Origin of the sequence: Agrobacterium sp. LR_9 (assembly GCF_041954855.1) — a bacterium.
Taxonomy (GTDB): Bacteria; Pseudomonadota; Alphaproteobacteria; order Rhizobiales; family Rhizobiaceae; genus Agrobacterium; species Agrobacterium leguminum.
In genome coordinates this window covers 162,055-185,030 of sequence record NZ_JAVAYA010000003.1, presented here as the reverse complement: position 1 = coordinate 185,030, position 22,976 = coordinate 162,055, and the positions used below count along the sequence as shown (strand labels likewise).

General features: G+C 58.8%; 20 protein-coding genes and 2 riboswitches. Of the genes, 10 read left to right on the top strand and 10 right to left on the bottom strand.

Translation table 11 applies throughout. The features are described from left to right. Positions 1-59: 59 nt before the first annotated feature. Positions 60-136, bottom strand: a riboswitch (SAM riboswitch). 89 nt (positions 137-225) lie between these two features. The 7 genes from RAC79_RS05465 to RAC79_RS05435 all read left to right on the top strand — a co-directional run bounded on the left by RAC79_RS05465 (position 226) and on the right by RAC79_RS05435 (position 8,536). Continuing rightward, positions 226-879 carry a thiamine diphosphokinase gene (locus RAC79_RS05465; RefSeq protein WP_174039733.1) on the top strand — a complete coding sequence of 218 codons (654 nt, stop codon included), beginning with the start codon at positions 226-228 and terminating at the stop codon, positions 877-879. Between the two features lie 4 nt (positions 880-883). Next, complete coding sequence (locus RAC79_RS05460) at positions 884-2,710, top strand: ABC-F family ATP-binding cassette domain-containing protein (protein ID WP_174039732.1); 1,827 nt, start codon at positions 884-886, stop codon at positions 2,708-2,710. 98 nt (positions 2,711-2,808) lie between these two features. Then, a complete protein-coding gene (locus tag RAC79_RS05455) occupies positions 2,809-3,201 on the top strand; it encodes a VOC family protein (protein ID WP_003520331.1) in 393 nt (130 codons plus the stop codon). A gap of 45 nt (positions 3,202-3,246) precedes the next feature. After that, positions 3,247-3,357, top strand: a riboswitch (TPP riboswitch). 39 nt (positions 3,358-3,396) lie between these two features. Next, the gene (gene thiB, locus RAC79_RS05450; RefSeq protein WP_174039731.1) at positions 3,397-4,410 is read left to right on the top strand and encodes a thiamine ABC transporter substrate binding subunit; all 1,014 of its coding nucleotides are present in this window, start codon (positions 3,397-3,399) and stop codon (positions 4,408-4,410) included. Between the two features lie 19 nt (positions 4,411-4,429). Beyond that, positions 4,430-6,055: a thiamine/thiamine pyrophosphate ABC transporter permease ThiP gene (gene thiP / locus RAC79_RS05445; protein ID WP_174039730.1), complete on the top strand. Its 1,626-nt coding sequence runs from the start codon at positions 4,430-4,432 to the stop codon at positions 6,053-6,055. Then, entirely contained in the window at positions 6,052-6,768 is a 717-nt protein-coding gene (locus tag RAC79_RS05440) for an ATP-binding cassette domain-containing protein (protein WP_080856862.1), read from the top strand. The genes thiP and RAC79_RS05440 overlap by 4 nt, the downstream gene beginning before the upstream one ends. 307 nt (positions 6,769-7,075) lie before the next feature. Beyond that, positions 7,076-8,536: a M48 family metalloprotease gene (locus RAC79_RS05435; RefSeq protein WP_161987793.1), complete on the top strand. Its 1,461-nt coding sequence runs from the start codon at positions 7,076-7,078 to the stop codon at positions 8,534-8,536. 52 nt (positions 8,537-8,588) lie between these two features. Here the strand turns inward: RAC79_RS05435 and leuC are convergent, their stop codons facing one another. Further along, a complete protein-coding gene (leuC, locus tag RAC79_RS05430) occupies positions 8,589-9,998 on the bottom strand; it encodes a 3-isopropylmalate dehydratase large subunit (RefSeq protein WP_080856860.1) in 1,410 nt (469 codons plus the stop codon). A 425-nt stretch (positions 9,999-10,423) separates the two neighbouring features. Between leuC and RAC79_RS05425 the strand changes: the two genes are divergently transcribed. Further along, a complete protein-coding gene (locus RAC79_RS05425; RefSeq protein WP_142844402.1) occupies positions 10,424-11,701 on the top strand; it encodes an MFS transporter in 1,278 nt (425 codons plus the stop codon). 120 nt (positions 11,702-11,821) lie between these two features. Here the strand turns inward: RAC79_RS05425 and RAC79_RS05420 are convergent, their stop codons facing one another. The 4 genes from RAC79_RS05420 to rplS form a co-directional block, all read right to left on the bottom strand. Then, entirely contained in the window at positions 11,822-12,754 is a 933-nt protein-coding gene (locus tag RAC79_RS05420) for a rhizobiocin (protein ID WP_142844401.1), read from the bottom strand. A 181-nt stretch (positions 12,755-12,935) separates the two neighbouring features. Beyond that, positions 12,936-14,249, bottom strand: coding sequence for an HlyD family type I secretion periplasmic adaptor subunit (locus RAC79_RS05415; protein ID WP_142844400.1), 1,314 nt, complete (start codon positions 14,247-14,249; stop codon positions 12,936-12,938). Next, positions 14,242-15,975 carry a type I secretion system permease/ATPase gene (locus RAC79_RS05410; protein WP_174039729.1) on the bottom strand — a complete coding sequence of 578 codons (1,734 nt, stop codon included), beginning with the start codon at positions 15,973-15,975 and terminating at the stop codon, positions 14,242-14,244. The genes RAC79_RS05415 and RAC79_RS05410 overlap by 8 nt, the downstream gene beginning before the upstream one ends. A gap of 290 nt (positions 15,976-16,265) precedes the next feature. Then, positions 16,266-16,805, bottom strand: a complete 540-nt coding sequence (rplS, locus tag RAC79_RS05405) for a 50S ribosomal protein L19 (RefSeq protein ID WP_059759847.1) — start codon at positions 16,803-16,805, stop codon at positions 16,266-16,268. Between the two features lie 265 nt (positions 16,806-17,070). Here rplS and RAC79_RS05400 point away from each other — a divergent pair, with 265 nt between their 5' ends. Beyond that, entirely contained in the window at positions 17,071-17,817 is a 747-nt protein-coding gene (locus RAC79_RS05400) for a sulfite exporter TauE/SafE family protein (protein WP_078052347.1), read from the top strand. Here RAC79_RS05400 and trmD read toward each other — a convergent pair. From trmD to ffh, 5 genes are all read right to left on the bottom strand, one after another. Continuing rightward, on the bottom strand, positions 17,799-18,497 hold the full coding sequence (gene trmD / locus RAC79_RS05395; protein WP_125145336.1) for a tRNA (guanosine(37)-N1)-methyltransferase TrmD: 699 nt from the start codon (positions 18,495-18,497) through the stop codon (positions 17,799-17,801). The genes RAC79_RS05400 and trmD overlap by 19 nt on opposite strands. A gap of 4 nt (positions 18,498-18,501) precedes the next feature. Beyond that, positions 18,502-19,068, bottom strand: coding sequence for a ribosome maturation factor RimM (gene rimM / locus RAC79_RS05390; RefSeq protein ID WP_065656916.1), 567 nt, complete (start codon positions 19,066-19,068; stop codon positions 18,502-18,504). 120 nt (positions 19,069-19,188) lie between these two features. Next, positions 19,189-19,566, bottom strand: coding sequence for a 30S ribosomal protein S16 (gene rpsP / locus RAC79_RS05385; RefSeq protein ID WP_035221728.1), 378 nt, complete (start codon positions 19,564-19,566; stop codon positions 19,189-19,191). Positions 19,567-19,599: 33 nt separating this feature from the next. Next, positions 19,600-19,917, bottom strand: coding sequence for a chorismate mutase (locus RAC79_RS05380; protein WP_174039728.1), 318 nt, complete (start codon positions 19,915-19,917; stop codon positions 19,600-19,602). Positions 19,918-19,928: 11 nt separating this feature from the next. Further along, positions 19,929-21,497 (bottom strand): signal recognition particle protein, encoded by a 1,569-nt coding sequence (ffh, locus tag RAC79_RS05375; RefSeq protein WP_174039727.1) that lies wholly within the window; start codon positions 21,495-21,497, stop codon positions 19,929-19,931. Between the two features lie 326 nt (positions 21,498-21,823). Between ffh and RAC79_RS05370 the strand changes: the two genes are divergently transcribed. After that, complete coding sequence (locus tag RAC79_RS05370) at positions 21,824-22,894, top strand: MBL fold metallo-hydrolase (RefSeq protein ID WP_174039726.1); 1,071 nt, start codon at positions 21,824-21,826, stop codon at positions 22,892-22,894. Positions 22,895-22,976: the final 82 nt, after the last annotated feature.

The window sequence follows — 22,976 nt, the reverse complement described above, 5'->3', positions numbered from 1 at the left end:
GTAAAGAACGTTGCGAAAACAAAAAAACCGGCAGCGAAATCGCGACCGGTCCCAGGAAATTGCCCTTTTCCTCGACCCTTTAGCGACTTCTTTAAAGTGGCTGCAAGCCGGTCGGCAAATCACCACTGAGGCGTTTCATAATCCCGAAGCCGGCGAAAATCAATATAGGCCGATTTCATCGGGTTTCCGCTTTCCATTTTTGGCCGAGGTGCGATAAGGCAGGGCATGGATAAAGAGCGCTTCACCATTCTGCTTGGCGGCGATGTCACGGTGACCGATCGTCTGAAGTCAGCGGTCGCGGATAGCCGTGTGATTGCGGCCGATGGCGGCATGCGCCATGCGGGGCCGCTTGGCCTTGCGCCGGAATTGTGGGTCGGGGATTTCGATTCCGCCAGCAAAGAGTTGCTGGAGGCCTGGCCCGATGTGGCGCGGCAGCCATACCCGGCCGCAAAGGCGGTGACGGATGGCGAGATCGCGGTATCGGAAGCTCTCTCCCGTGGCGCGCATTCGCTTGTGCTTGTCGGTGCGCTTGGCGGCGCGAGAAGCGACCATGCGCTACAACACCTCCTTTACGCGGTGGCGCTTGCCGAACGTGGTATCGACGTTACGCTGACCTCCGGTGAAGAAGAGGCGCGGCCGCTGCTTGCCGGTTCGCTCGATATCGATCTGCCGCCCGCCTCGCTGTTTTCGGTTGCCGGATTTACCGCCCTTGAGGGGCTCGATATCGGCAATGTGCGTTATCCGTTGAAGGATTTTGCGCTTGCTTTCGGTTCGTCCCGCACTATTTCCAATGTCGCGAATGGCGGCCCCGTGCATTTCTCGCTGAAAAGCGGAAAAGCCATCGTGCTCGCCCGCCCTTATGATCTGACCGGAGCCTGACCCCTTGGCACCCCCAATTTTGAAACTCGATGACATCAAGCTGACCTTCGGCGTGACCCCGCTGCTCGACGGCGCCAATCTCCAGGTGGAACCGGGCGACCGCATCTGCCTCGTCGGACGCAACGGTTCCGGCAAGTCCACCCTGATGAAGATCGCCGCGGGTCTGGTCGAGGCGCAGTCGGGCGAGGTTTTCCGGCATCCGGCCGCCACCATCCGTTATCTGGAGCAGGCTCCGGATTTTGCCGGTTACGACACGGTTCAGGCCTATGCCGAAGCGGGGCTCGGCCCCGGTGACGATCCCTATCGCGTCACCTATCTTCTTGAGCATCTCGGCCTCACCGGGCAGGAACATCCGGCGAGCCTTTCCGGCGGTGAAGCGCGACGTGCGGCCCTTGCCCGCGTCATGGCGCCTGAGCCCGATATCCTGATGCTGGACGAACCGACCAACCATCTCGATCTGCCCACCATCGAATGGCTTGAAAGCGAGCTGCAGCAGACGCGCAGCGCGCTGGTGCTGATTTCGCATGACCGGCGTTTTCTCGAAAAGGTCTCGACCTCGACCGTCTGGCTGGATCGTGGCCAGTCCCGTCGTCTCAATCGCGGTTTTGCCCATTTCGAGGAATGGCGCGACAAGGTGCTGGAAGAGGAAGAACTGGAACAGCACAAGCTCGGCAAGGCCATCGAGCGTGAAGAACACTGGATGCGTTATGGCGTGACCGCAAGGCGCAAGCGCAACATGCGCCGCGTCGGCGAGCTTCAGGCCATGCGTGCGGAATATCGCGGCCACAAGGGGCCGCAGGGCACGGTGCAGGCGACCGTTACCGAAGGGCGTGAATCCGGCAAGCTCGTTATCGAAGCCGAGGCCATCACCAAGGCTTATGGCGAGCGCGTGATCGTCGCGCCGTTTTCGCTGCGCGTCCATCGCGGCGATTGCATCGGTTTCGTTGGCCCGAATGGCGCCGGTAAAACCACGCTTCTGAAGATGCTCACCGGCCAGCTGCAGCCCGATAGCGGCACGGTGAAGCTCGGCACCAATCTGGCGATTGCGACGCTCGACCAGAAGCGCGAGGATCTCAATCCCAACGATACGCTCGCGCATTATCTGACCGATGGCCGCGGTGAAAATCTGCTGGTCAACGGCGAATTGAAGCATGTGACCGGTTATATGAAGGATTTTCTGTTCCAGCCGGAACAGGCCCGCACGCCGATCCGTAACCTTTCCGGCGGCGAGCGCGCGCGCCTTATTCTGGCGCGCATTCTGGCCCGGCCGACCAATCTTCTGATCCTCGACGAGCCGACCAACGATCTCGATATCGAAACGCTCGATCTGTTGCAGGAAATCGTTGCGGGCTTTTCCGGCACCGTTATCCTCGTCAGCCACGACCGCGATTTTCTCGACCGCACCGTCACCTCCACCATCGCGCCCGTCAATCCGGACGAACCGGACGGACGATGGATCGAATATGCCGGTGGCTATTCGGACATGATGGCGCAGCGCAAGGGTGCGGCGGAAGAAAAACGCAAGGCTGAGAAACAGGAAAAGGCGAAAGCCGCACCTTCGGCCTCTGCATCGCAGGATCCTTCAAAGGCCAAGGGCAAGCTTTCCTTCAAGCAGAAATTCGCGCTCGAAAACCTTCCGAAGGAGATGGAAAAGGCGCAAAGCGAAATCGCAAAACGCGAGCAGCGTATGGCCGATCCGGAACTTTTCACAAAGGACCCGGCGGCCTTCAACACGCTGGCGCAGGAAATGTCGAAGCTGCGCTACAAGCTGGAGGCCATGGAAGAAGAATGGCTGGAACTGGAAATGCTGCGCGAGGAACTGGAGGGCTGAAGGCAATCAGTTCCCCGTTTGACCGGTCCTCCTTCGGCCTTTGACAGAAAAGCAGAATTGCCGTTCTATGCCGGCGTTCGTTTGGAGGAGTTGTGAAAATGCGCATGATTTTCGTCAATCTGCCGGTCAAGAATATCGAGACATCAAGAAACTTCTTCACTGCTCTCGGTTTCAGCTTCAACCCGGAATATTCGGATGACCGCACGCTCTGCATGATCGTGGAAGAGAATATCTTCGTGATGCTTCTCCAAGAGGGACGTTTCCGCGATTTCATCAACGGCGACATTGCCGACGCGACGCGAACCACCGAGGTTCTGACCTGTCTTTCCGCCGGAAGCAGGGAAGAAATCGACCGGATGATCGCCACGGCGCTTGCCTCCGGCGGCAGCGGCTGGAAGCCTGTTCAGGACCATGGCTTCATGTATGCCGGCAGCTTTCAGGATCCCGACGGGCACGTCTGGGAACTGGTGCATATGACGGAACAGGGCTGATCTCGGCCATCTTGCCAATCAGGGACGGCGGGACTACACCATCATCTTGATCTAACGGGGTGTCTTTTGCGCTTGGGTGCGAAAGGCTGAGAGGCTTGCCAACCCGAAGAACCTGATCCGGTTCATACCGGCGGAGGGATTAGACGGCTTTAACGCAGGCGGCTATTTCCCTATCGTTTTTTTGAGGAGATACCCGTGCGCCGTCGTCTTTTCCTGAATACCCTCGTTGCCGCCTCGCTGTTTCTGCCCGGCCTTGCCGTTGCACAGGATAGACAGGAACTGATCGTCTACACCTATGAAAGCTTCGTTTCCGAATGGGGTCCCGGTCCCAAGGTGAAGGAGGCCTTCGAGAAGGTTTGCAATTGCACGCTCAATTTCGTCGGCGTGGCCGATGGCGTGGCGCTGCTCAATCGTCTGAAGCTTGAAGGGGCGGGGTCCAAGGCGGATGTCGTGCTTGGCCTCGACACCAATCTTGTCGCGGAAGCAAAACAGACCGGTTTGTTCGATGTCAGCGGCATCGATGCATCGGCGGCCAAGGTGCCGGGCGGCTACACGGACGATGTTTTCATTCCCTATGATTACGGTCATTTCGCTGTCATTTATGATACGCAGACGGTGAAAAGCCCGCCGACGAGCCTGAAAGACCTCGTGGAAGGTGACCCCTCGCAGAAAATCGTCATTCAGGATCCGCGTACCTCCACGCCGGGGCTTGGCCTGCTGCTATGGGTGAAATCGGTCTACGGCGACAAGGCCCCGGAGGCCTGGGAAAAGCTCAGGAAGCGCATTCTCACCGTTACGCCGGGCTGGTCGGAATCCTATGGCCTCTTCACCAAGGGTGAGGTGCCGATGGTGCTCTCCTACACCACCTCGCCCGCCTATCACATGGTCGCTGAAAAAACGGATCGTTATAAGGCCGCCGCCTTTTCCGAAGGACATTACATCCAGATCGAGGTTTCCGGTCTCCTCAAAAACGCGCCGCACAAGGAACTGGCAAAGCAGTTCCTCGCTTTCACGCTGACATCCGGTTTTCAGGATGCCATTCCGGAAAACAACTGGATGATGCCGGTTGCGGCGACCTCGAAGCCCTTGCCGGAGGCGTTTTCGAAACTCGTGGTGCCGCAGAAGACTTTCCTGATGGATCCGGAAGAGGTGGCGAAGAACCGCAAGGCATGGATCGATGAATGGCTTGCCGCCATGAGCATGAATTGAGGAAGAGGCACACCCGCGCATGATGCTGCGTCGCGATTACCGGCGGTCGATCATTTTCGGAACGGCGGCCTTTGCCGCCGTTTTCCTGTTCATGGCGCTCGCGGTTGCGGCTCTCCTGTCTTTTGATGCCGGCGCGTCCGCTGCCGGCATCATGGATGCCTATACGCTGCGCATCCTGCGTTTCACGCTTTATCAGGCAACGCTTTCCACCCTTCTTTCCATTGTTCTCGGCCTGCCGGTGGCGCTGGCGCTTTGCCGTCGGCGCGAGTTTCCAGGAAGGATCTGGATCATCAGACTGATGGCGGTGCCGATGGGTTTGCCGGTGATCGTCGGCGCCTTCGGTATCATTACCATCTGGGGCAGGCAGGGCGTTTTGAATTCGGCACTCGTTTTTGCCGGGGCGGATGAGCCTTTCAGCATTTACGGCCTGTCTGGTATTCTTATTGCCCATGTGTTTTTCAATCTGCCGCTTTCGGTGCGGCTGATGCTGGCAGGGCTGGAGCGCATTCCGGGCGAATATTGGCGCATGGCCGCGAGCCTCGGCATGGGGCCGGTTTCGATTTTTCGGTTTATCGAATGGCCGGCGGTCGCGCGTCTCGTTCCCGGCATTGCCGGGCTTGTCTTCATGCTGTGCGCCACCAGCTTCACGCTCGTTCTTCTGTTGGGCGGCGGGCCGGCGGCAACGACGCTGGAGGTGGCGATCTATCAGGCGCTGCGGTTCGATTTCGATCCGCAGCGGGCGATTGCGCTTTCGGTTTTGCAAATTGCCCTCACCGCAATCCTGCTCGGCCTTCTTGCCTTTTTGCCGTCGCCCGAAGCGGAAATTCCCTCGCTTGGTCGTTCCCTTCGCCGTTTCGACGGAAAGGGCATGGGTGTCCGCCTCTGGGATGGCGCGGCAATCGTGTTCGCTGTTCTGCTGATCGGCCTGCCACTTGTCGCCATAGCAGTCTCGGGTTTGAGGGCCGATCTGCCGCGTCTTCTGTCCGCGCCGATTTTCCTGCGCGCGGCGGTGACCAGTCTTGCAATCGCCGCACTCTCCGCAGCCCTTGTCGTGCTTTGCTGCATGGCGATCATCGGCGCACGCCAGGCGATAGGCTCCAGACGGCAGGCAGGGCAACCCCTGCGCTTCCTCTCCGCCATGCTGGGGGCAGGGTCTTCGCTGGTGCTTTTGGTGCCGCCTGTCGTATTGGGAAGCGGGTGGTTCCTGTTATTGCGGGTTTTCGGCGATGTCAGCTTCTATGCGCCGGTCCTCGTGGCGCTCATCAATATGCTGATGGCTTTGCCGCTTGCCATGCGCGTGCTGGAGCCGGCCTGTACCAGTCATTTTTTGCGCACCGGCCGACTTTCCGCCAGTCTCGGGCTTCAGGGCCTGACGCGGCTGCGGTTCGCCGATCTTCCGGTTCTGTGGCGGCCGCTGGCCATGGCGTTTTCCTTCGCCATGGCCCTGTCTCTCGGCGATTTAGGCGCGGTTGCCCTGTTCGGGTCGGAAAGTTTCGTCACCCTGCCATGGCTGGTTTACAGCAATATGGGCAGCTATCGTACCAATGACGCCGCCGGTTATGCCTTCCTTCTCGGTATCATCTGCCTGCTGCTTGCCGCAGGCGGTGTCGCACGGCAATCCCAATCAGCAAGGGCGAGCATATGACAGGCGATGATTTTGCCGTTGAACTGGACAAGGTCAGGCTGCGGCTTGGAACACAGGATTTCGACCTCGATTGCACATTCCCGCAGAGCCGAATAACCGCCGTCGTCGGCGCGTCCGGTTCGGGCAAGTCGACGCTTCTCAACCTCGTCGCCGGTTTCGAGGCGCCGGATTCCGGCCGCGTGATGATCGGCGGGCATGACATGACGGCGCTCGATCCTTCGGAAAGACCGGTCTCATCGATCTTTCAGGATAATAATCTGTTTGCGCATCTCGATATCTTCACCAATGTCGCTCTCGGTGTCAGCCCCGGGCTGAAATTGCGGGTGGAAGACCGGGAACGGATTGAGATGGCGCTTGCACGTGTTGGTCTGGCGGGTTTCGACAAACGTTTGCCGGGCACGCTTTCCGGGGGAGAAAGGCAGAGAGCGGCGCTGGCGCGTGCGCTGGTCAGGAAAAAACCGGTCATGCTGCTCGACGAGCCTTTTGCGGCACTCGATCCGGGACTGCGGGCGGGTATGACCTCCCTGCTTCTCGACTTGCATGGAGAAACAAAAAACACGGTGATTATTGTCACCCACCATCCCGAAGACATAAAGAAGCTGGCGCAGCAGGTGGTTTTTCTTGATCGCGGCCGGGTTGTCTATGTCGGCTCGACCGCAGATTTCTTCGCCACACAAAATGTGAAGGCGGTGGACAGTTTTCTGAACGGGTGATCGCCTTATTTTCGACGTGTGCCGCTGGCAATCGCTTTAGATGACTTCAATGGCGCTAATTTGCACTTGCCAGTTTCAAGTTGTTGCCCGAGAAAAGATGGGAATTATTGCGTTCTTCAGGAATAATCCGGACTTGATGGATCGTTTTTACCGTTTCGGCATTCATCGCCCGTTGGGGCGAATCTGTTATTCTGGTCTGCAATTAACGGATGATCAGGAACGTTAGGGGCAGGCATAGAGAATGAGAAATAGCATGACTGCACAGTGGAGGCTCTTCTCCCGTTCAGGCCTTCGCCGTTCGGGCAGGATGGCTGCAGCCTGTTCCGTGCTGACCGCGTCTGCGGTGTTCCTGTCGTCGTGCCAGTCTCTCTTCAGCCCGGCCTACCAGTCCACCCTGCGCCCATCGGATAATCCGCAGACCGTGGAAGAGGTACAGAAGAATGATCCCCGCGCCCAGATGGGCGCTCGCGAGCATCCGCGCATCGTGGCGAGTTATGGCGGTGAGTACCGCGACGCCAAGACGGAACGGCTTGTCGCGCGTATCGCCGGCGCTCTGACCGCCGTTTCGGAAAATCCGCAACAGTCTTACCGCATCACTATTCTCAACTCGCCGGCCATCAACGCCTTTGCGCTGCCGGGCGGATATCTTTACGTGACGCGCGGGCTTCTGGCGCTTGCCAACGATGCTTCGGAAGTGGCCGCCGTGCTTTCGCATGAGATGGGCCATGTCACCGCCAATCATGGCATCGAACGCCAGCGCCGCGAAGAGGCGGAGGTGATTGCCAGCCGCGTGGTTGCCGAAGTGCTGTCGAGCGATCTCGCCGGCAAGCAGGCGCTTGCGCGTGGCAAGCTGCGGCTTGCGGCCTTTTCGCGCCAGCAGGAATTGCAGGCGGATGTGATCGGCGTGCGGATGCTGGGCGAGGCCGGTTACGACCCCTTTGCCTCGCCACGTTTTCTGGATTCCATGGCGGCCTATGCGCGGTTCTCTTCGGCTGATCCCGAAAACGACCAGAGCCTTGACTTCCTTTCCAGCCACCCCAACACGCCGCAGCGCATCGAGCTTGCGCGCCGTCATGCCCGCGCCTTCGGCCAGGACGGCCAGGTCGGCGATCGTGGTCGCGACTGGTTTCTGGATGGCATAGATGGTCTGCTTTATGGCGATAGCCCGCAGGAAGGTTATGTCCGCGGCCAGACATTCCTGCACGGAACGCTCGGCATTCGTTTCGATGTGCCGGAAGGTTTCCTTATCGACAACAAGGTTGAGGCCGTTCTGGCGACGGGACCGGGCGATATGGCCATCCGTTTTGACGGTGTCGCCGATCCGAAACAGACGAGCCTTGCCAATTACCTGACCAGCGGCTGGGTTGCCGGCCTGTTGCCGGAAACCGTCAAGGAAACCCAGATCAATGGTCTGGAGGCCGCGACGGCCCGGGCAAGTGCGGATAAATGGGACTTCGACGTGACCGTCATTCGTGTCGGCCAGCAGATATTCCGTTTCCTGACCGCCGTGCCGAAGGGCAATACGCAGCTTGATTCCATCGCCAATACATTGCGCACCAGCTTCCGCAAGATGACGCCGCAGGAAATCGCCTCGCTGAAACCGCTCAGGGTGCGGGTGGTGACGGTGAAGCCCGGTGAAACCGTGGCGACGATGGCAGCGCGGATGATGGGAACCGACCGGAAGCTCGACATGTTCCGCATGATCAATGCCATGAGCGCCACGGCCACCATTCAGCCGGGCCAGCGGGTGAAGATCATTTCGGAATAAACAAAAACCTCGGATCGCTCCGAGGTTCTGTGGTCAAGCCATCATCCGGCAATCATTGCCACTCACGTACGTCGACGAAATGACCGGCAATCGCCGCCGCCGCTGCCATGGCGGGGGAGACGAGGTGGGTGCGGCTCTTATAGCCCTGACGGCCTTCGAAATTGCGGTTCGAGGTGGAGGCGCAGCGTTCGCCGGGTTTCAGGCGGTCGTCATTCATGGCAAGGCACATGGAGCAGCCTGGCTCGCGCCATTCGAAACCGGCGTCGAGGAAAATCTTGTCCAGACCTTCCTTTTCCGCCTGTTCCTTCACGAGACCGGAGCCGGGCACGATCATGGCCGAAACGGTGGGAGCGACTTTACGGCCGTCAACGATCTTCGCCGCCGCGCGCAAATCCTCGATGCGGCCGTTGGTGCAGGAGCCGATGAAGACACGGTCGATGGCGATATCGGTGATGCGCGTGCCGGGTTTCAGGCCCATGTAGTCAAGCGCACGCCACTTGGAGGCGCGCTTGTTTTCTTCCTCGATATCATCGGGATTGGGAACAATGCCTTCAACGGAGGTCACGTCTTCCGGAGACGAGCCCCAGGAGACGATGGGCGGCAGGTTGGCCGCATCCAGCACCACGACCTTGTCGTAATGGGCGCCTTCGTCGGATTTCAGCGTTTTCCAGTAGGCGATGGCCTGTTCCAGCGTTTCGCCCTTCGGCGAGCGCGGCTTGTCCTTGATGTAATCGAAGGTGGTTTCGTCAGGTGCGATAAGACCTGCACGGGCGCCGCCCTCAATGGTCATGTTGCAGACCGTCATGCGGCCTTCCATGGAGAGCGAACGGATCGCCTCGCCGGCAAATTCGATCACGTGGCCGGTGCCACCGGCCGTGCCGATCTCGCCGATAATGGCGAGGATGATATCCTTGGCGGTAACGCCATCGGGAATTTTGCCGTCGACACGCACCAGCATGTTCTTGGCTTTCTTCTGGATCAGCGTCTGGGTCGCCAGAACGTGCTCCACTTCCGAGGTGCCGATGCCATGCGCCAGTGCGCCAAAGGCGCCGTGGGTCGAGGTGTGACTGTCGCCGCACACGATTGTCATGCCCGGCAGGGTGAAGCCCTGTTCAGGGCCGACGATGTGAACGATGCCCTGGCGTTTGTCGCGCTCGGAATAATATTCGACGCCGAAATCCTTGGCGTTCTGCGCAAGCGCTTCCACCTGAATGCGGCTTTCCTCGTTCTTGATGCCTTCCAGCCGGTCGGCCGTGGTCGGAACGTTATGGTCGACAACGGCCAGCGTGCGGGCAGGCGAATGCACGGGACGACCGGCCATGCGCAGGCCTTCGAAGGCCTGCGGGCTCGTCACCTCATGGACGAGGTGACGGTCGATGTAGAGAAGACAGGTTCCGTCCGGGTCACGATTGACGACGTGGTCGTCCCAGATTTTGTCATACAGGGTGCGGGGTGCGCTCATGGCTCTATGCCTTGTCATGGAAAAGGGTAATCAGGGCTCAGAAAAGTGTGGACAGCGGTGCTGTCAGGCGAGCCTAAGTCGGCTGGTGAGCGCCCCGGAAACGCGCGCAAAGAACCGTGCCGGCAGACGCTTGTGGTCCTGCAGCACATAAACATTCTGCGCGAGACATCCGAATTTAGATCCCATGGCAGCCTTCATAGCAGATCACCGGTTTTACGGCAATATCAATGCGCATAGCATGGAACGCGACGGTCCGGCATTTTCTATGTGCACTGCATCACGGCTGAAGGCCCGCAACGGGCCTGCCCTGCTGTGGTTCTCCAATGGACATGATGCAATGCAACTTGCGTATTTTGCGATGCACATATAGATGGGTTCCCTTATCATTTGCGTTTCGACGAGAAATCGAAGGGAGGGAAAAGCATATGGTATCCGAAAAAGCCCTTATCTCGAAGATCACATGGCGGCTGATGCCGTTTCTTGGCCTTCTCTATCTCATCGCCTATATCGACCGCCAGAATGTCAGCTATGCCAAGCTGCAGATGGTCGACGCGTTGAGCCTCAGCGAATATGCCTATGGTCTTGGCGCTTCGCTGTTCTTCATCGGTTACTTCATCTTCGAAGTGCCGAGCAACCTGTTCCTCAACCGTTTCGGCGCCAGCAAATGGTTTGCCCGTATTCTGGTTTCCTGGGGCGCCGTCACCATCGCGCTTGCCTATACGCAGAACGCCACGATGTTTTACATCCTGCGCTTCCTGCTTGGGCTTTGCGAAGCGGGCTTCTTCCCCGGCGTATTGTTCCTCATGACGCTCTGGTTCCCGCGCGATTATCGCGGCCGCATGATCGGCCTGTTCATGATTTTCAGCGCGCTTGCCAATGCCATCGGCGCGCCGCTCGGCGGCATGCTGCTCGATCTGGATGGTTTCCTTGGTTATGCCGGATGGGAATGGGTATTCCTCGCCACGGGTATCCCGGCCGTCATTGCCGGTATCGTCACCTTCTTTTATCTCGACGATACCCCGGAAAAGGCGAAGTTTCTGACGCAGGATGAGAAGGACTGGTTGAAAAACCGGCTGGCCGAAGAAAACAAGGGCATGGAAGAGCATGCGGAGGACGGCTTCAAGGCGCTGGTCAATCCGCGCGTTCTGTTCATGGCGCTCTGCTATGTCGGCTTTCCGCTGGCGGCCTATGGTCTCAGCTACTGGCTTCCAACCATCGTGAAGAGCTTCGGCGTTTCCAATACCGCCAATGGCTTCATCAACATCATACCCTGGGTGATCGTGGCCGTCGCCCTGTTCGTTGTGCCCCTGGCCGCCGACAAGGCAAAGAACAAGACGCCCTATATCGTCGGTCCTGCCTTCGTCGGCGCCTTTTGTCTGTTGATGTCGGCATTGCTGAACGATCCGGTCTTGCAGTTCGCCTTCCTCTGCATCGCCGCTGCAGGCATCTTCGCCGGCCAGCCGGTGTTCTGGAGCCTGCCCGGCCGCTTCCTCAAGGGAGCAGGTGCGGCCGCCGGCATCGCCGCGATCAATTCCGTCGGCAATCTGGGTGGCTTCGTGGCGCAGAACGTGGTGCCCTGGATAAAGGATCAGACCGGCAGCACCATTGCGCCGATGTTCTTCCTTGCCTTCTGCCTGGCGCTTGCCGGAGTGCTGGTCATCGTTGCAACGCGTAGAATGGGCACTCAGGCCAAGGCGGCTTGACTGGACGATTGCGATAGCTGACGCGATTGCCTACCGTTTCATGAGCAAAAAATTGTGGCCCGGATTCTTCCGGGCCACAATCATTTCAGGCTACGAGAAATGAAATTATCTTTGAGACAATTATGCAGTGAACCAATCGCTACCGGTGAGGTGGACGCCGGACAGAACGATCTTCTCGCCTTTGTGAGCTCCATCGACATTATAGCTTAAGATCGTGTCTGCTTCGTAAGTCGACACCGTCCAGTCGCCAATTGTCGTCCCGACCAGCTTCAGCTTGTCCATAGACGCATTGAAGCCGTTGATGGTGTCGGTAACAATGCTCTTGGCCATATCGCCAAGATTGAAAACGAAGGTATCAGCGCCACCGCTTGCAATGATGCGATCGATACCCGTGCCGCCGGTTACCAGCGAGGAAGCCAGCTTCACTCCGCTCAGGTCGATTTTGTCGTCACCGGCGCCTGCATTGATGGTGACATTGGTGAAACTGCCGTCGGTTACGCCAGCGCCGCCATTCACAGCCTGGGCGAGAATACCGCCCGTACCTTCGGCTGAGGTGTCGTTGAACGACTTTCCTGCCTTGAACGTGATGGTGTCGTTGCCAGCACCTGTGTCGACATTGAAGGCATTTGACCAGAATTTCTCGTTCGAAACGAGAGAGACGGTTACCGTATCGTTACCTGAGCCCGTTGAAATATTGCCACGCTTGGCATTGAGTACTTCAACATTGGATGAACCCGTGCCGCCGAGGTGAACATCGACGTGAACGATATCCTTGAACGAGAGGTTTTCGGATGTGTCGGATTTGGCGAGGACGTTTTTAACGGAATTCCACGCCGTCGTTACGTCGAAATTGAAGCTGTTCGTGTCGGCATTGTATCCGACAGCGATCTTGGCACCCGGGGCGGCCTGAACGATGCCGGAATTGAGCGAGGAGCCGGTCTTGGTCTGCGTAGTCGCTTCATCGAGGAGTTTGTATGTTTCCTGATCGACCAAATTGGTAAGCGAAGCGACAGTGTAGGCGCCACCATTACCGAAAGTTACTTTTAACGCCATTTTACACTCCATAAATTTTGAGAAATCGATGAATTGAAATTAAATTTATAATAAATATTGCGGGTGATATTTAATACGTAAAAAATGATAATACAATATAAGAAATTGTTTTTTTGAATAAAGTGCGTCTTTAACGTGTTGCGGAAATTCCTTTCGTAAAATTATGGGCAATGGAAACTGTTTATTCCTGGACGAAGGTCTTTTTGAGCCTGTCCTGGAACGGCTTCACAAAATAAGAAAGAACACTCCTTTCGCTGGTTTGTATGAACACTTCGGCTGGCATGCCGGGATATAATTTCCCGCCGGGCAGATGACCCATTCCGGCCTTGTCGGGTTTGATGCGCAGCGCGTAATAAGATGATCCAGTTCGGGAATCTGTCTGCAGATCGGGGGCGACGACAGCAACTTGCGCGCTCAAATCCGGCGTCGTGCTTTGATTGAATGCCGTGAAGCGAATGGTTACCGGCTGCCCGACGTAAATCTGATCGATGTCTCGTGGGGTTATGTTGGCCTCGATGGCAAGCTCATCCCGCTCCGGCACCACCAGCATCAGCACTTCACCCGGTTGAATGACGCCATTTATATTGTGCACCGAGAGCTGGTAGATGCGACCGGCAATCGGTGAGCGGATGTCGAGGCGATCCAGCTGGTCGCGCGTTGCCGCCAGCCGCTCTTCATATTCCGCGACGGTCGCTTCGATCGATGTCAGGTCTTTCGTGACTTCCGATTTGCGGTCTTCATCGAGCTGAAGCAATTGCAGGTCCAGTTCGCTCAGCTTGCCCACTGTCTGTGCCCGGGCGGCGATGTATTGGCCCTGCTGACCTTCGAGATTGGAAAGCTGGCGCTTGAGGAGATTGAGGCGCTGAAGTGTGACAAGCCCTTTTTTGAAGAGCTCGTCCGTCTTGGAAACATCTTCCTTTACAATGGCAAGCTCATTGTCCGTCGCCTCCACCTGCACCTCGAGGCCGCGTGCCTCGTCGGCGAGTTGGTCCTTGCGTGTTCCCAGCTGCTTTTTCATGCCGATCAAGGCGTTGCGACGGCTGTTGAAAAGGTTCTGTTCGCTGTCGATAAAGGTCTTGGCTGCCTTCGAACTCGTCAGTGCCGCCAGATCTTCCTGCACGGTGAAAGACGGCGCCTCGGCAATTTCCGCACGCAGACGCGCTCGACGCGAATAAAGCTGCGCAAGCGTATTTTCGACGATTGAGAGGTTGGCCTGCACGACGGTGGCGCTCAGCCGTAACAGGACCTGACCGGCCTCGACCCTGTCGCCTTCGGCGACATTGATCTCGCTGACGATGCCGCCGGAAAGATGCTGGATTTTCTTGGAGTTGCCTTCAACGACAACCCGGCCGGTGGCCACCACTGCGCCAGCAAGCCTTGCAAAAGCCGCCCAGCCGCCCAATCCGACCAGCAGGCCAAGGGCGAGAACGACCACTGCGGTCGAGTGCCTGAGAATGGACGCATTCGTCATACCGGGTTTTTCCGCCTCAACCATTTTCGCTCACCCGGTTTTCAATCTTGCGCGTTTCTTCCTCCTCAGGCACCTGGCGGATGTTCTGCCGCAGGATTTGCGCGAGCACCTCCTCCTTGGTGCCAAAGCGCAGCATTCGGCCGTTGCTCATCACCATCACCAGATTGACGCTTTCGATGGCGCTGGGGCGATGGGCAATGACGACGACAATGCCGCCACGCGCCCTGATGTCGCCAATGGCAGTGCGCAGGGCCGCTTCGCCTTCGCTGTCCAGATTGGAGTTCGGCTCATCGAGAAGGACGAAGAAGGGTTCGCCAAACAGCGCGCGGGCAAGGCCGATGCGCTGTTTCTGACCGCCCGACAAGGCCTCGCCACGGTCGCCAATATAGGTATCGTAACCCTTGGGCAGGTTCAGGATCAGCTCATGCACCTGCGCGGCCTTGGCTGCGGCGACAACCGCTTCCGCTGTCGCATCGCGGTCGAAGCGTGCGATGTTCTGCGCCACGGTTCCGGGCATCAGCTCCACCTGCTGGGGCATGTAACCGATGGATTTGCCGAGAAACTCGAAATCCCACTGGTTGAGCGCGGCCCCATCGAAGCGGACGGAACCGCGTTCATAGGGCCAGATGCCGGTCATCAAGCGTGCCAGTGTGGATTTGCCCGAGGCGCTTGGGCCGATGATGCCGAGACCATCGCCGGCGTTCAGCGTGAAGGAAATATCGGCGACCGTATCGCGCGCGCCATTGGGTGGCCCACCGGTTACCCGATCAACGGCAACGGTATATTTCGGGCGGGGCAAGGAGAGCGGCGGCGAGGGTTCGGGCACCAGCTCCAGGAACTCGTTGACGCGTTTCCAGCCCTGTCTTGCGGTCATGAAGCTGCGCCAGTTTGCAATCGCATGTTCGACAGGGCCGAGCGCCTTTGCGGAGAGGATCGAGCCTGCGATGATGCTGCCCGCCGATGCATTGCCGTCGATGACGAGAACGGCGCCGATGGCCATGACGCCGGATTGCAGCAACAGGCGGAAGGTTCGCGACATGGCGCCGAGCATGCCGGCAGTATCGGATGTTAACAGGGTGATGGCGCGGTATCTGGAATGTAGCTCGTCCCACATGGATGTCACCGCCCCCATCATGCCCATGGTCTTGATGGATTCGATGTTGCGCTGGCTGCTGCCGACAAGGACGTTTCTTTGCCCTCGTGCGGTATAAGCCTGCTTTGTCGCCCTTTCGGTCAGCCAGTTCGTAAGGAGCGTCAGCACGATGAGAACTATAGCTCCGCCGAGCACAGCGAACCCGATCCACGGATGCAGGGCAAAACAGATCAGGAGATAGATGGGCAGCCAGGGAATGTCGAAAAAGGCCGCCGGGCCCGGTCCCGAGAGGAACTGGCGGATCTGATCGAGATCGCCGACGATCTGCAGCCCATCGATCTTTCCCGAGGCAAGGAGCGGCGCACTGATCGACGCCCTGAAAAGCTTCTGATTGAGCGCGTCGTCCATATTGTCCGAAATGCGCGCCAATATACGGCCTCGCAGCGCGTCGAACCCCATCAGAAACGCGTAGAGAACGATCAGGAGAACGACCAGTGCCACAAGGGATGGAATGCTCTTGCTTGGCAAAATGCGGTCGTAAACTTCCAGCATGAAAAGCGAGCCGGAAAGATTAAGAATGTTCATCAACGCGCTGGCGAGACCAGCGGCGAAAAAAGCGGACTTATTTTTTGTTAAAAAAGAATTAAATAAAAACATAATAACACCTGAAACAGCAAGAAAATCGCACAATAAATGCAATTAGGCAATGCTGTTCGAGGATGGGCTAAAACACTCGAGCAAGAAATCAGGCAGGCATTTGTCGCCGGTCGAAATTTGCCGCATCTTTCCGCAAAGGAAATGATTGAAAGAGCTTCGGTATTCTCCGGCCAGCCAATGCTCGCCAAACGCGGCTTTCAAGCCGCATGCGTGCTTTGTTGCGTTATATCCACGCAACAAAAAAGGCGGCCCGAAGACCGCCTTTCAATCAATCCATCGAAATGGAAATCTTATTCCGCTGTGGCTTCCGCAGCCTTTGCTGCTTCTTCCGCTGCCTTGGCTTCTGCGGCTTCGGCTGCTGCCTTCTCGGCGGCGAGAGCCTGTGCTGCTGCTACCTTTTCGGCTTCCAGACGTGCCTTCTCGTCGGCAAGTGCCTGACGCTCGGACTCGTTCAGCTTGCGGGCGCGCGTACCGGTGTTCTCAACGATACGGGCAGCCTTGCCGCGACGGTCGCGCAGGTAGTAGAGTTTCGCGCGGCGAACCTTACCGCGGCGAACGACTTCAACGCCTTCGACCAGCGGGGAGTAGATCGGGAATACGCGCTCGACGCCTTCGCCGTAGGAAATCTTGCGAACGGTGAAGCTTTCGGAAAGACCGCCGCCGGAACGGGCGATGCAAACGCCTTCGTAAGCCTGAACGCGGGTACGGTTACCTTCGGTAACGCGCACGTTGACGCGCAGGGTGTCGCCCGGAGAAAACTCGGGCAGGGTGCGCTTTGCTTCGATCTTGGCGGCCTGTTCGGCTTCCAGCTGCTGAATGATATTGGTCATGTTAACCTCTGATTTCTTCTGAAACAGCCAGAGCGCTCAACGGTTCGTCTGTCGGTCAATGCCTCCAGACCATGCCTTTCGGCAGGAGCGGGTTCGCCATTCTTTGCTTTCGGTTGGGATATTTCCCATTTCCACGCGGGCACATACACGAGGATGCGCCGTTTGTCATCCCTTTCATGACAATATTTTATCAATTACGCGCCGCGTTCCGGCGGTTGCGAAGCGGCGCGCTGGCGGATATGGCATGGGAACCTTGGGAGGGGCCATGTCCATATTCATTATTCTCATGCTGTTCGCCACCGGTTTTCTGTCGGGTGTCGTCAATGCGATTGCCGGTGGCGGCACCTTCCTGACCTTCGGGGCGATGACGCTGGCCGGTCTGCCACCCATCGTCGCCAACGCCACGTCAGCCATCGTGCAGTTTCCGGGCTACATCACCTCCGTGATCGCCTATGGGCCGGAAATCCGCGCCCATTGGCGCGAGGCGATCCTTTTGTCGGGCGTTTCAGTCGTCGGCGGGCTGGCCGGATCGCTGCTGCTTTTGTCGCTCGACAATCCTTCCTTCCGCCAGCTCGTGCCATGGCTGCTTCTTGCGGCCACCGCCGTTTTCGCTGCCGGCCCGTGGCTGCGGCCGAAGGCGAGCGCCGAACGTTCGCCCGGAAATCTGCCGAGCCTCGTCTTTCAGGGTCTCGCTTCCGTCTATGGCGGATTTTTCGGCGCTGGCATGGGCATCATGATGCTGGCCATCCTCGGAATAACCTCGGGCGGCAGCTATCATCATCTGAATGCGTTGAAGAACCTCTTGTCTGTCGTGATCGCCGTCATCGCAATCACGATCTTCGTCAGCGGTGGCGTCGTTTCCTGGTGGGCGGCGCTCATCATGTTCCCTGCGGCCGCACTTGGCGGCTATATGGGCGTGCATACGGCACGGCGGGTGCCGCAGTGGATCATTCGCTGGCTGGTGATCGCCGTCGGGCTGGTGCTGACCGCCTATTATTTCGTCTCGGCCTGAGCCTTTTCCAGAAGATCGGGGCGTCTTTCCTTCGTCAACGCCAGCGCCCGCTCGTGCCGCCATTTGTCGATGGCGGCGTGGTTGCCAGAGGTGAGAACGGCTGGGATGTCGCGGCCTTCCCAGACCTGCGGGCGGGTATAGTGCGGATGTTCCAGCAGTCCGCCCTCGAAGCTTTCATGCACGCCGGAAAGATCGTTGCCCATGACGCCCGGCAGGATGCGGACGATGGCATCAAGAAGCGTCAGCGCCGCCGGCTCACCGCCGGAGAGGATGTAATCGCCGATCGACACTTCCTCCAGCCCGCGCGCCTCGATCACCCGCTGGTCGACGCCTTCGAAACGGCCGCAGACGATGATCGCGCCTTCTCCAGCCGCCAGTTCACGCACACGGTTTTGCGACAGGGGTTTGCCACGTGGGCTCATAAGGAGGCGGGGCCGAGTGTCGCCATCCGGAACATGGTCGATGGCCGCCGCCAGAACGTCGGGTTTCAGCACCATACCGGCACCACCACCTGCCGGTGTGTCATCGACGCTTCTGTGTTTGTCGGTGGCGAATTCGCGAATCTGTACGGCGTCCAGCGACCATTGCCCTCGCTCGAGCGCCTTGCCTGCCAGAGAATATCCGAGATGCCCCGGAAACATTTCCGGGTAGAGCGTCAGAACGGTAGCCTTGAAGGTCATGACTTTATTTCTTGCCGAACGGCGATGCGCCGGTTTCGTCCTTGTCGTCAGGATTGTCGATCAGGCCGGCGGCCATCGGATCGATGAGAATACGACCGGCTTCGAGGTCGATTTCCAGCACGGCCGCTTCCGAAAAGGGAATTAGCGCGGGGCGACGGCCTGCACCTTTCAGCTCCAGCAGATCACCTGCGCCGAAATCATAGACGGCGCTGACGGCGCCATAACTTTTGCCATCGGCATCGACGGCTTCCAGCCCTTCGAGATCGGCATAATAAAATTCGTCATCGTCAAGCTCGTCGTCGGGCAGATTGTCACGCTCGATGAACAGTTCCAGCCCATTCAGGCTTTCCGCCGCATTGCGGTCATTGATGCCCCTGAAACGAACTACGACGACGTTCTTGCCCTCGCGCACTTCCAGAATTTCGAAAACACGGCCATCGGCGGTAACAAGGTTGCCATAATCGCCGAGCGCCATCGGATCGGCCGTATAGGTGCTGACACGGACTTCGCCGCGCAGGCCCTGTGCGCCGCCGATCTTTGCCATGAGTACCGGGTTTTCCAGCTTTGCCATCGGGCCGTCCGTCTTCTGGTGTTGGTTGCGTCAGCTTTACGGTTTGTTGACGCCAAAATAAACAAAAAACGGGCGGCATGGAAAACCACGCCACCCGTTCCTCAAAAGTTTCCGTGCAGATTATTCTGCAGCAGAAGCTTCCGCAGCAGCAGCGGCTGCATCTTCAGCCTTCTGCTTCTTTTCAGCAACGCGCTCCAGGGCGCGCTTGCCCGGCTTTGCCTTTTCCGGGTTGCTGCGAGCGGCGCGCTCGGCAAGGCCGGCTTCTGCGAGGAAGCGCAGAACGCGGTCGGTCGGCTGTGCGCCCTTGGCGATCCATTCCTTGATGAGGTCAGCCTTCAGCTCAACGCGCTGCGGGTTGTCCTTGCCGAGCATCGGGTTCCAGGAACCGACCTTCTCGAGGAAACGGCCGTCGCGGGGCGAACGGGCGTCAGCAACGACGATCTGGTAATACGGGCGCTTCTTGGAACCACCGCGTGCGAGACGAATTTTCAGTGCCATGTTATTTACTCCTTAGGATGGCTTGTCCGCCGTTCAGGCGGTCTTTTCGGTGCCGCCATGTTCGGCGGCGATTGCTTCATGATGCCGGATGACTTCCTTGATGATGAAGTTCAAGAACTTCTCGGCGAAATCCGGGTCCAGATTGGCATCCTTCGCCAGGCGGCGAAGGCGTTCGATCTGGTATTCCTCGCGCGCCGGGTCGGCCGGCGGCAAATTGTACTTTGCCTTCAGCACGCCCACCGCCTTGGTACAGCGGAAACGTTCGGCAAGAATGTGAACCAGTGCGGCATCGATATTGTCGATCGACTGGCGGTATTCGGAAAGCTGGGCTTTCACCTCTGCATTGCTCACTGGTGTCCCCCTCACTTCTTTTTCGGAAAGCCGGGCAGGCCCGGCATGCCGCCAAGACCCGGCAGCTTGGCGCCACCCAGACCCGGCAATCCGCCCGGCAGACCGCCAAGACCGGGCATTGCGCCCGGCTTGCCGAGACCGGCGGCTTCCGCCTGCTTCTGGAGCGCCTCGAGCTGCTTCGGATCGATGTTCGACAGGTCAGGCATGCCGCCGCCAAGGCCACCGAGGCCCATCTTGCCGGCAAGGCCGCCCATCATCTGCTTCATGATGCCGCCTTTGCCCTTGCCGCCCATGGCCTTCATCATGTCGGCCATGCCGCGATGCATCTTCAAGAGCTTGTTGATTTCGGCGGCATCCGTGCCGGAACCGGCGGCGATGCGCTTCTTGCGGCTGTGTTTCAGAATATCCGGATTGGCGCGCTCGGCCTTGGTCATGGACGAGATGATGGCGATCTGGCGGTCGAACATCTTGTCGTTCATGCCGGCCGAAGCCATCTTGTCCTTCATGCCGGCCATGCCGGGCATCAGCCCCATGATGCCGCCCATGCCGCCCATCTTTTTCATCTGGGCAAGTTGGTCGGCGAGATCGTTGAGATCGAACTTGCCCTTGGCCATCTTCTCGGCCATGGCGCGGGCTTTTTCCGCATCGATGTTTTCGGCGGCCTTCTCGACCAGCGAGACGATGTCGCCCATGCCGAGAATACGGTCGGCAATACGGCGCGGATGGAACTCGTCGAGTTCGTTCATCCGCTCGCCGATACCGATCAGCTTGATCGGCTTGCCGGTGACGGCGCGCATGGAGAGAGCCGCACCGCCGCGTCCGTCGCCATCCATACGGGTCAGCACGAGGCCGGTGATGCCGACGCGCTCATCGAAGTTGCGCGCCAGGTTGACGGCGTCCTGACCGGTCAGCGAATCCGCGACCAGCAGGATTTCATGCGGGTTGGACTTCTTCTTGATGTCGGCCATTTCCAGCATCAAGGGTTCGTCGATGTGCGTGCGGCCGGCGGTGTCGAGAATGACGACGTCATGGCCGCCGAGTTTTGCTGCTTGCACTGCACGCGCGGCGATATCGGTCGGCGACTGGCCGGCAATGATCGGCAGCGTGTCTATGCTCGTCTGGACACCAAGCTGGCGAAGCTGTTCCTGGGCGGCCGGACGACGCGTGTCGAGAGATGCCATCAGCACCTTCTTCTTATCGCGGTCGGTCAGGCGCTTGGCGATCTTGCCGGTGGTGGTGGTCTTGCCCGAGCCCTGCAGACCCACCATCATGATGACGACGGGGGCGGGGGCGTTGAGATCGATGGAGACGCCTTCGGTGCCGAGCATCTCGACAAGCTCGTCATGCACGATCTTGACGACCATCTGGCCGGGCTTGATCGACTTCAGGACGGCGGCACCAACAGCCTTTTCACGCACCCTGTCGGTGAAGGAACGCACGACTTCCAGTGCAACGTCCGCTTCCAAAAGCGCACGGCGAACCTCGCGCAGGGCGGCGGCAACATCGGCTTCCGTCAGCGCGCCACGGCCGGTCAGTCCATTCAGAATGGAACCAAGGCGGTCCTGGAGGTTTTCAAACATCGTTTCTTCCTTCTTCGTTCCGGGGTTTCCGAAACGTCGGTGCTTTCGCTGCCAAAAACAAGACGCAAAGCCAAAAAGCACCCGAGGGCGCATCGCGCTGTCGGGTGTTGACCTCCGGGATCTCTTTATACCTTTGCGGGTCCCGGTCGGCGGCTTGGAGTCATGAAACTGCCAGCTGATGGGCGGGATAAACAGGAAAGCGCAGGAAAAGTCAAGGCGCCGCGGGTTTGCGGCCGAAAAGGCCCGCATTTCATCTTTGCGTGATTGGCCGCAGGCGGCCATTGGCGGCGCTTGAACGGGGACCTTTCGCTCCTTATACCTTTGTCATGAAACGTCGAAACTTCTTTCGTTTTTCCGCTCTTGGTCTGCTCGCGCTGGCGGGTGGGGGCCTCTATGCCCGCCGTTCGAACGCGAGCGCCTATTATAGCGGCCCGATCTCCGATCATTTCGACGGGGTGCGCTTCTTCAATCCCGGCGGTTCGCCGCCCGGCAATTTCATGGGCCTTATGAAATGGCGCTTCAATGGCGAGCGCGCCACATGGCCGGAAAGCTATCCGAGCCCTTTTCCCTTCGCAAAACCGGAAGCCCGGATCGAAGGCAGGGACATGCGTGTCACCTTCGTCGGCCATGCCTCGTTTCTCATCCAGACGGCGGGGCTGAATATTCTCATCGATCCGGTGTGGTCGCAGCGCACCAGCCCGTTCAGCTTCGCCGGTCCCAAACGGGTCAATGCGCCCGGCATCCGTTTCGAGGACCTGCCGCCCATCGATCTGGTGCTGGTGACGCATAATCACTACGACCATCTGGATATGGAAACGCTGAAGCGCCTGCATGTCGCGCACAAGCCGCTCTTCATCACGCCGCTCGGCAATGACGCCATCATCCGTACCGGGGTCGAGGCGGCGCGTATCAAGGTGGGCGACTGGGGCGATGTGGTGGAGACAGGGCCGGTTAAAATCCACTTCGAGCCGTGCCATCACTGGTCTGCCCGTGGCCTGAACGACAGGCGCATGGCGCTATGGGCTGCCTTCGTCATCGAAACGCCCGGTGGCAAAATCTACCATATCGGTGACACCGGCTTCCATGAAGGTCTCAATTATCACGCGGCGCGCAAGAAGCACGGCGATTTCCGCCTCGCAAACCTGCCCTTCGGCGCTTACGAACCGCGATGGTTCATGAAGGGCCAGCACCAGAACCCGGCGGAAGCCGTGGAAGGCATGAAGCTTTGCGGTGCGGCGCATGTCTGCGGGCACCATTGGGGTACGGTGCAGTTGACGGATGAGGCCGTGGATGCGCCGCTTGCGGCCCTGAAGGTCGCATTAACAGAGCAGGGGGTGGAGGAGAGCCGTTTTCGGCCGATGCGCCCCGGTGAGGTCTTCGACGTGCCTTCCGCCTGATCGCTGCCGCGTTTGCGCCGTAACAGTCTGGTAATTTGCTGCCCTTTCCGCCATATAGGGCGAAAGCGCGGGGAAATCCCCT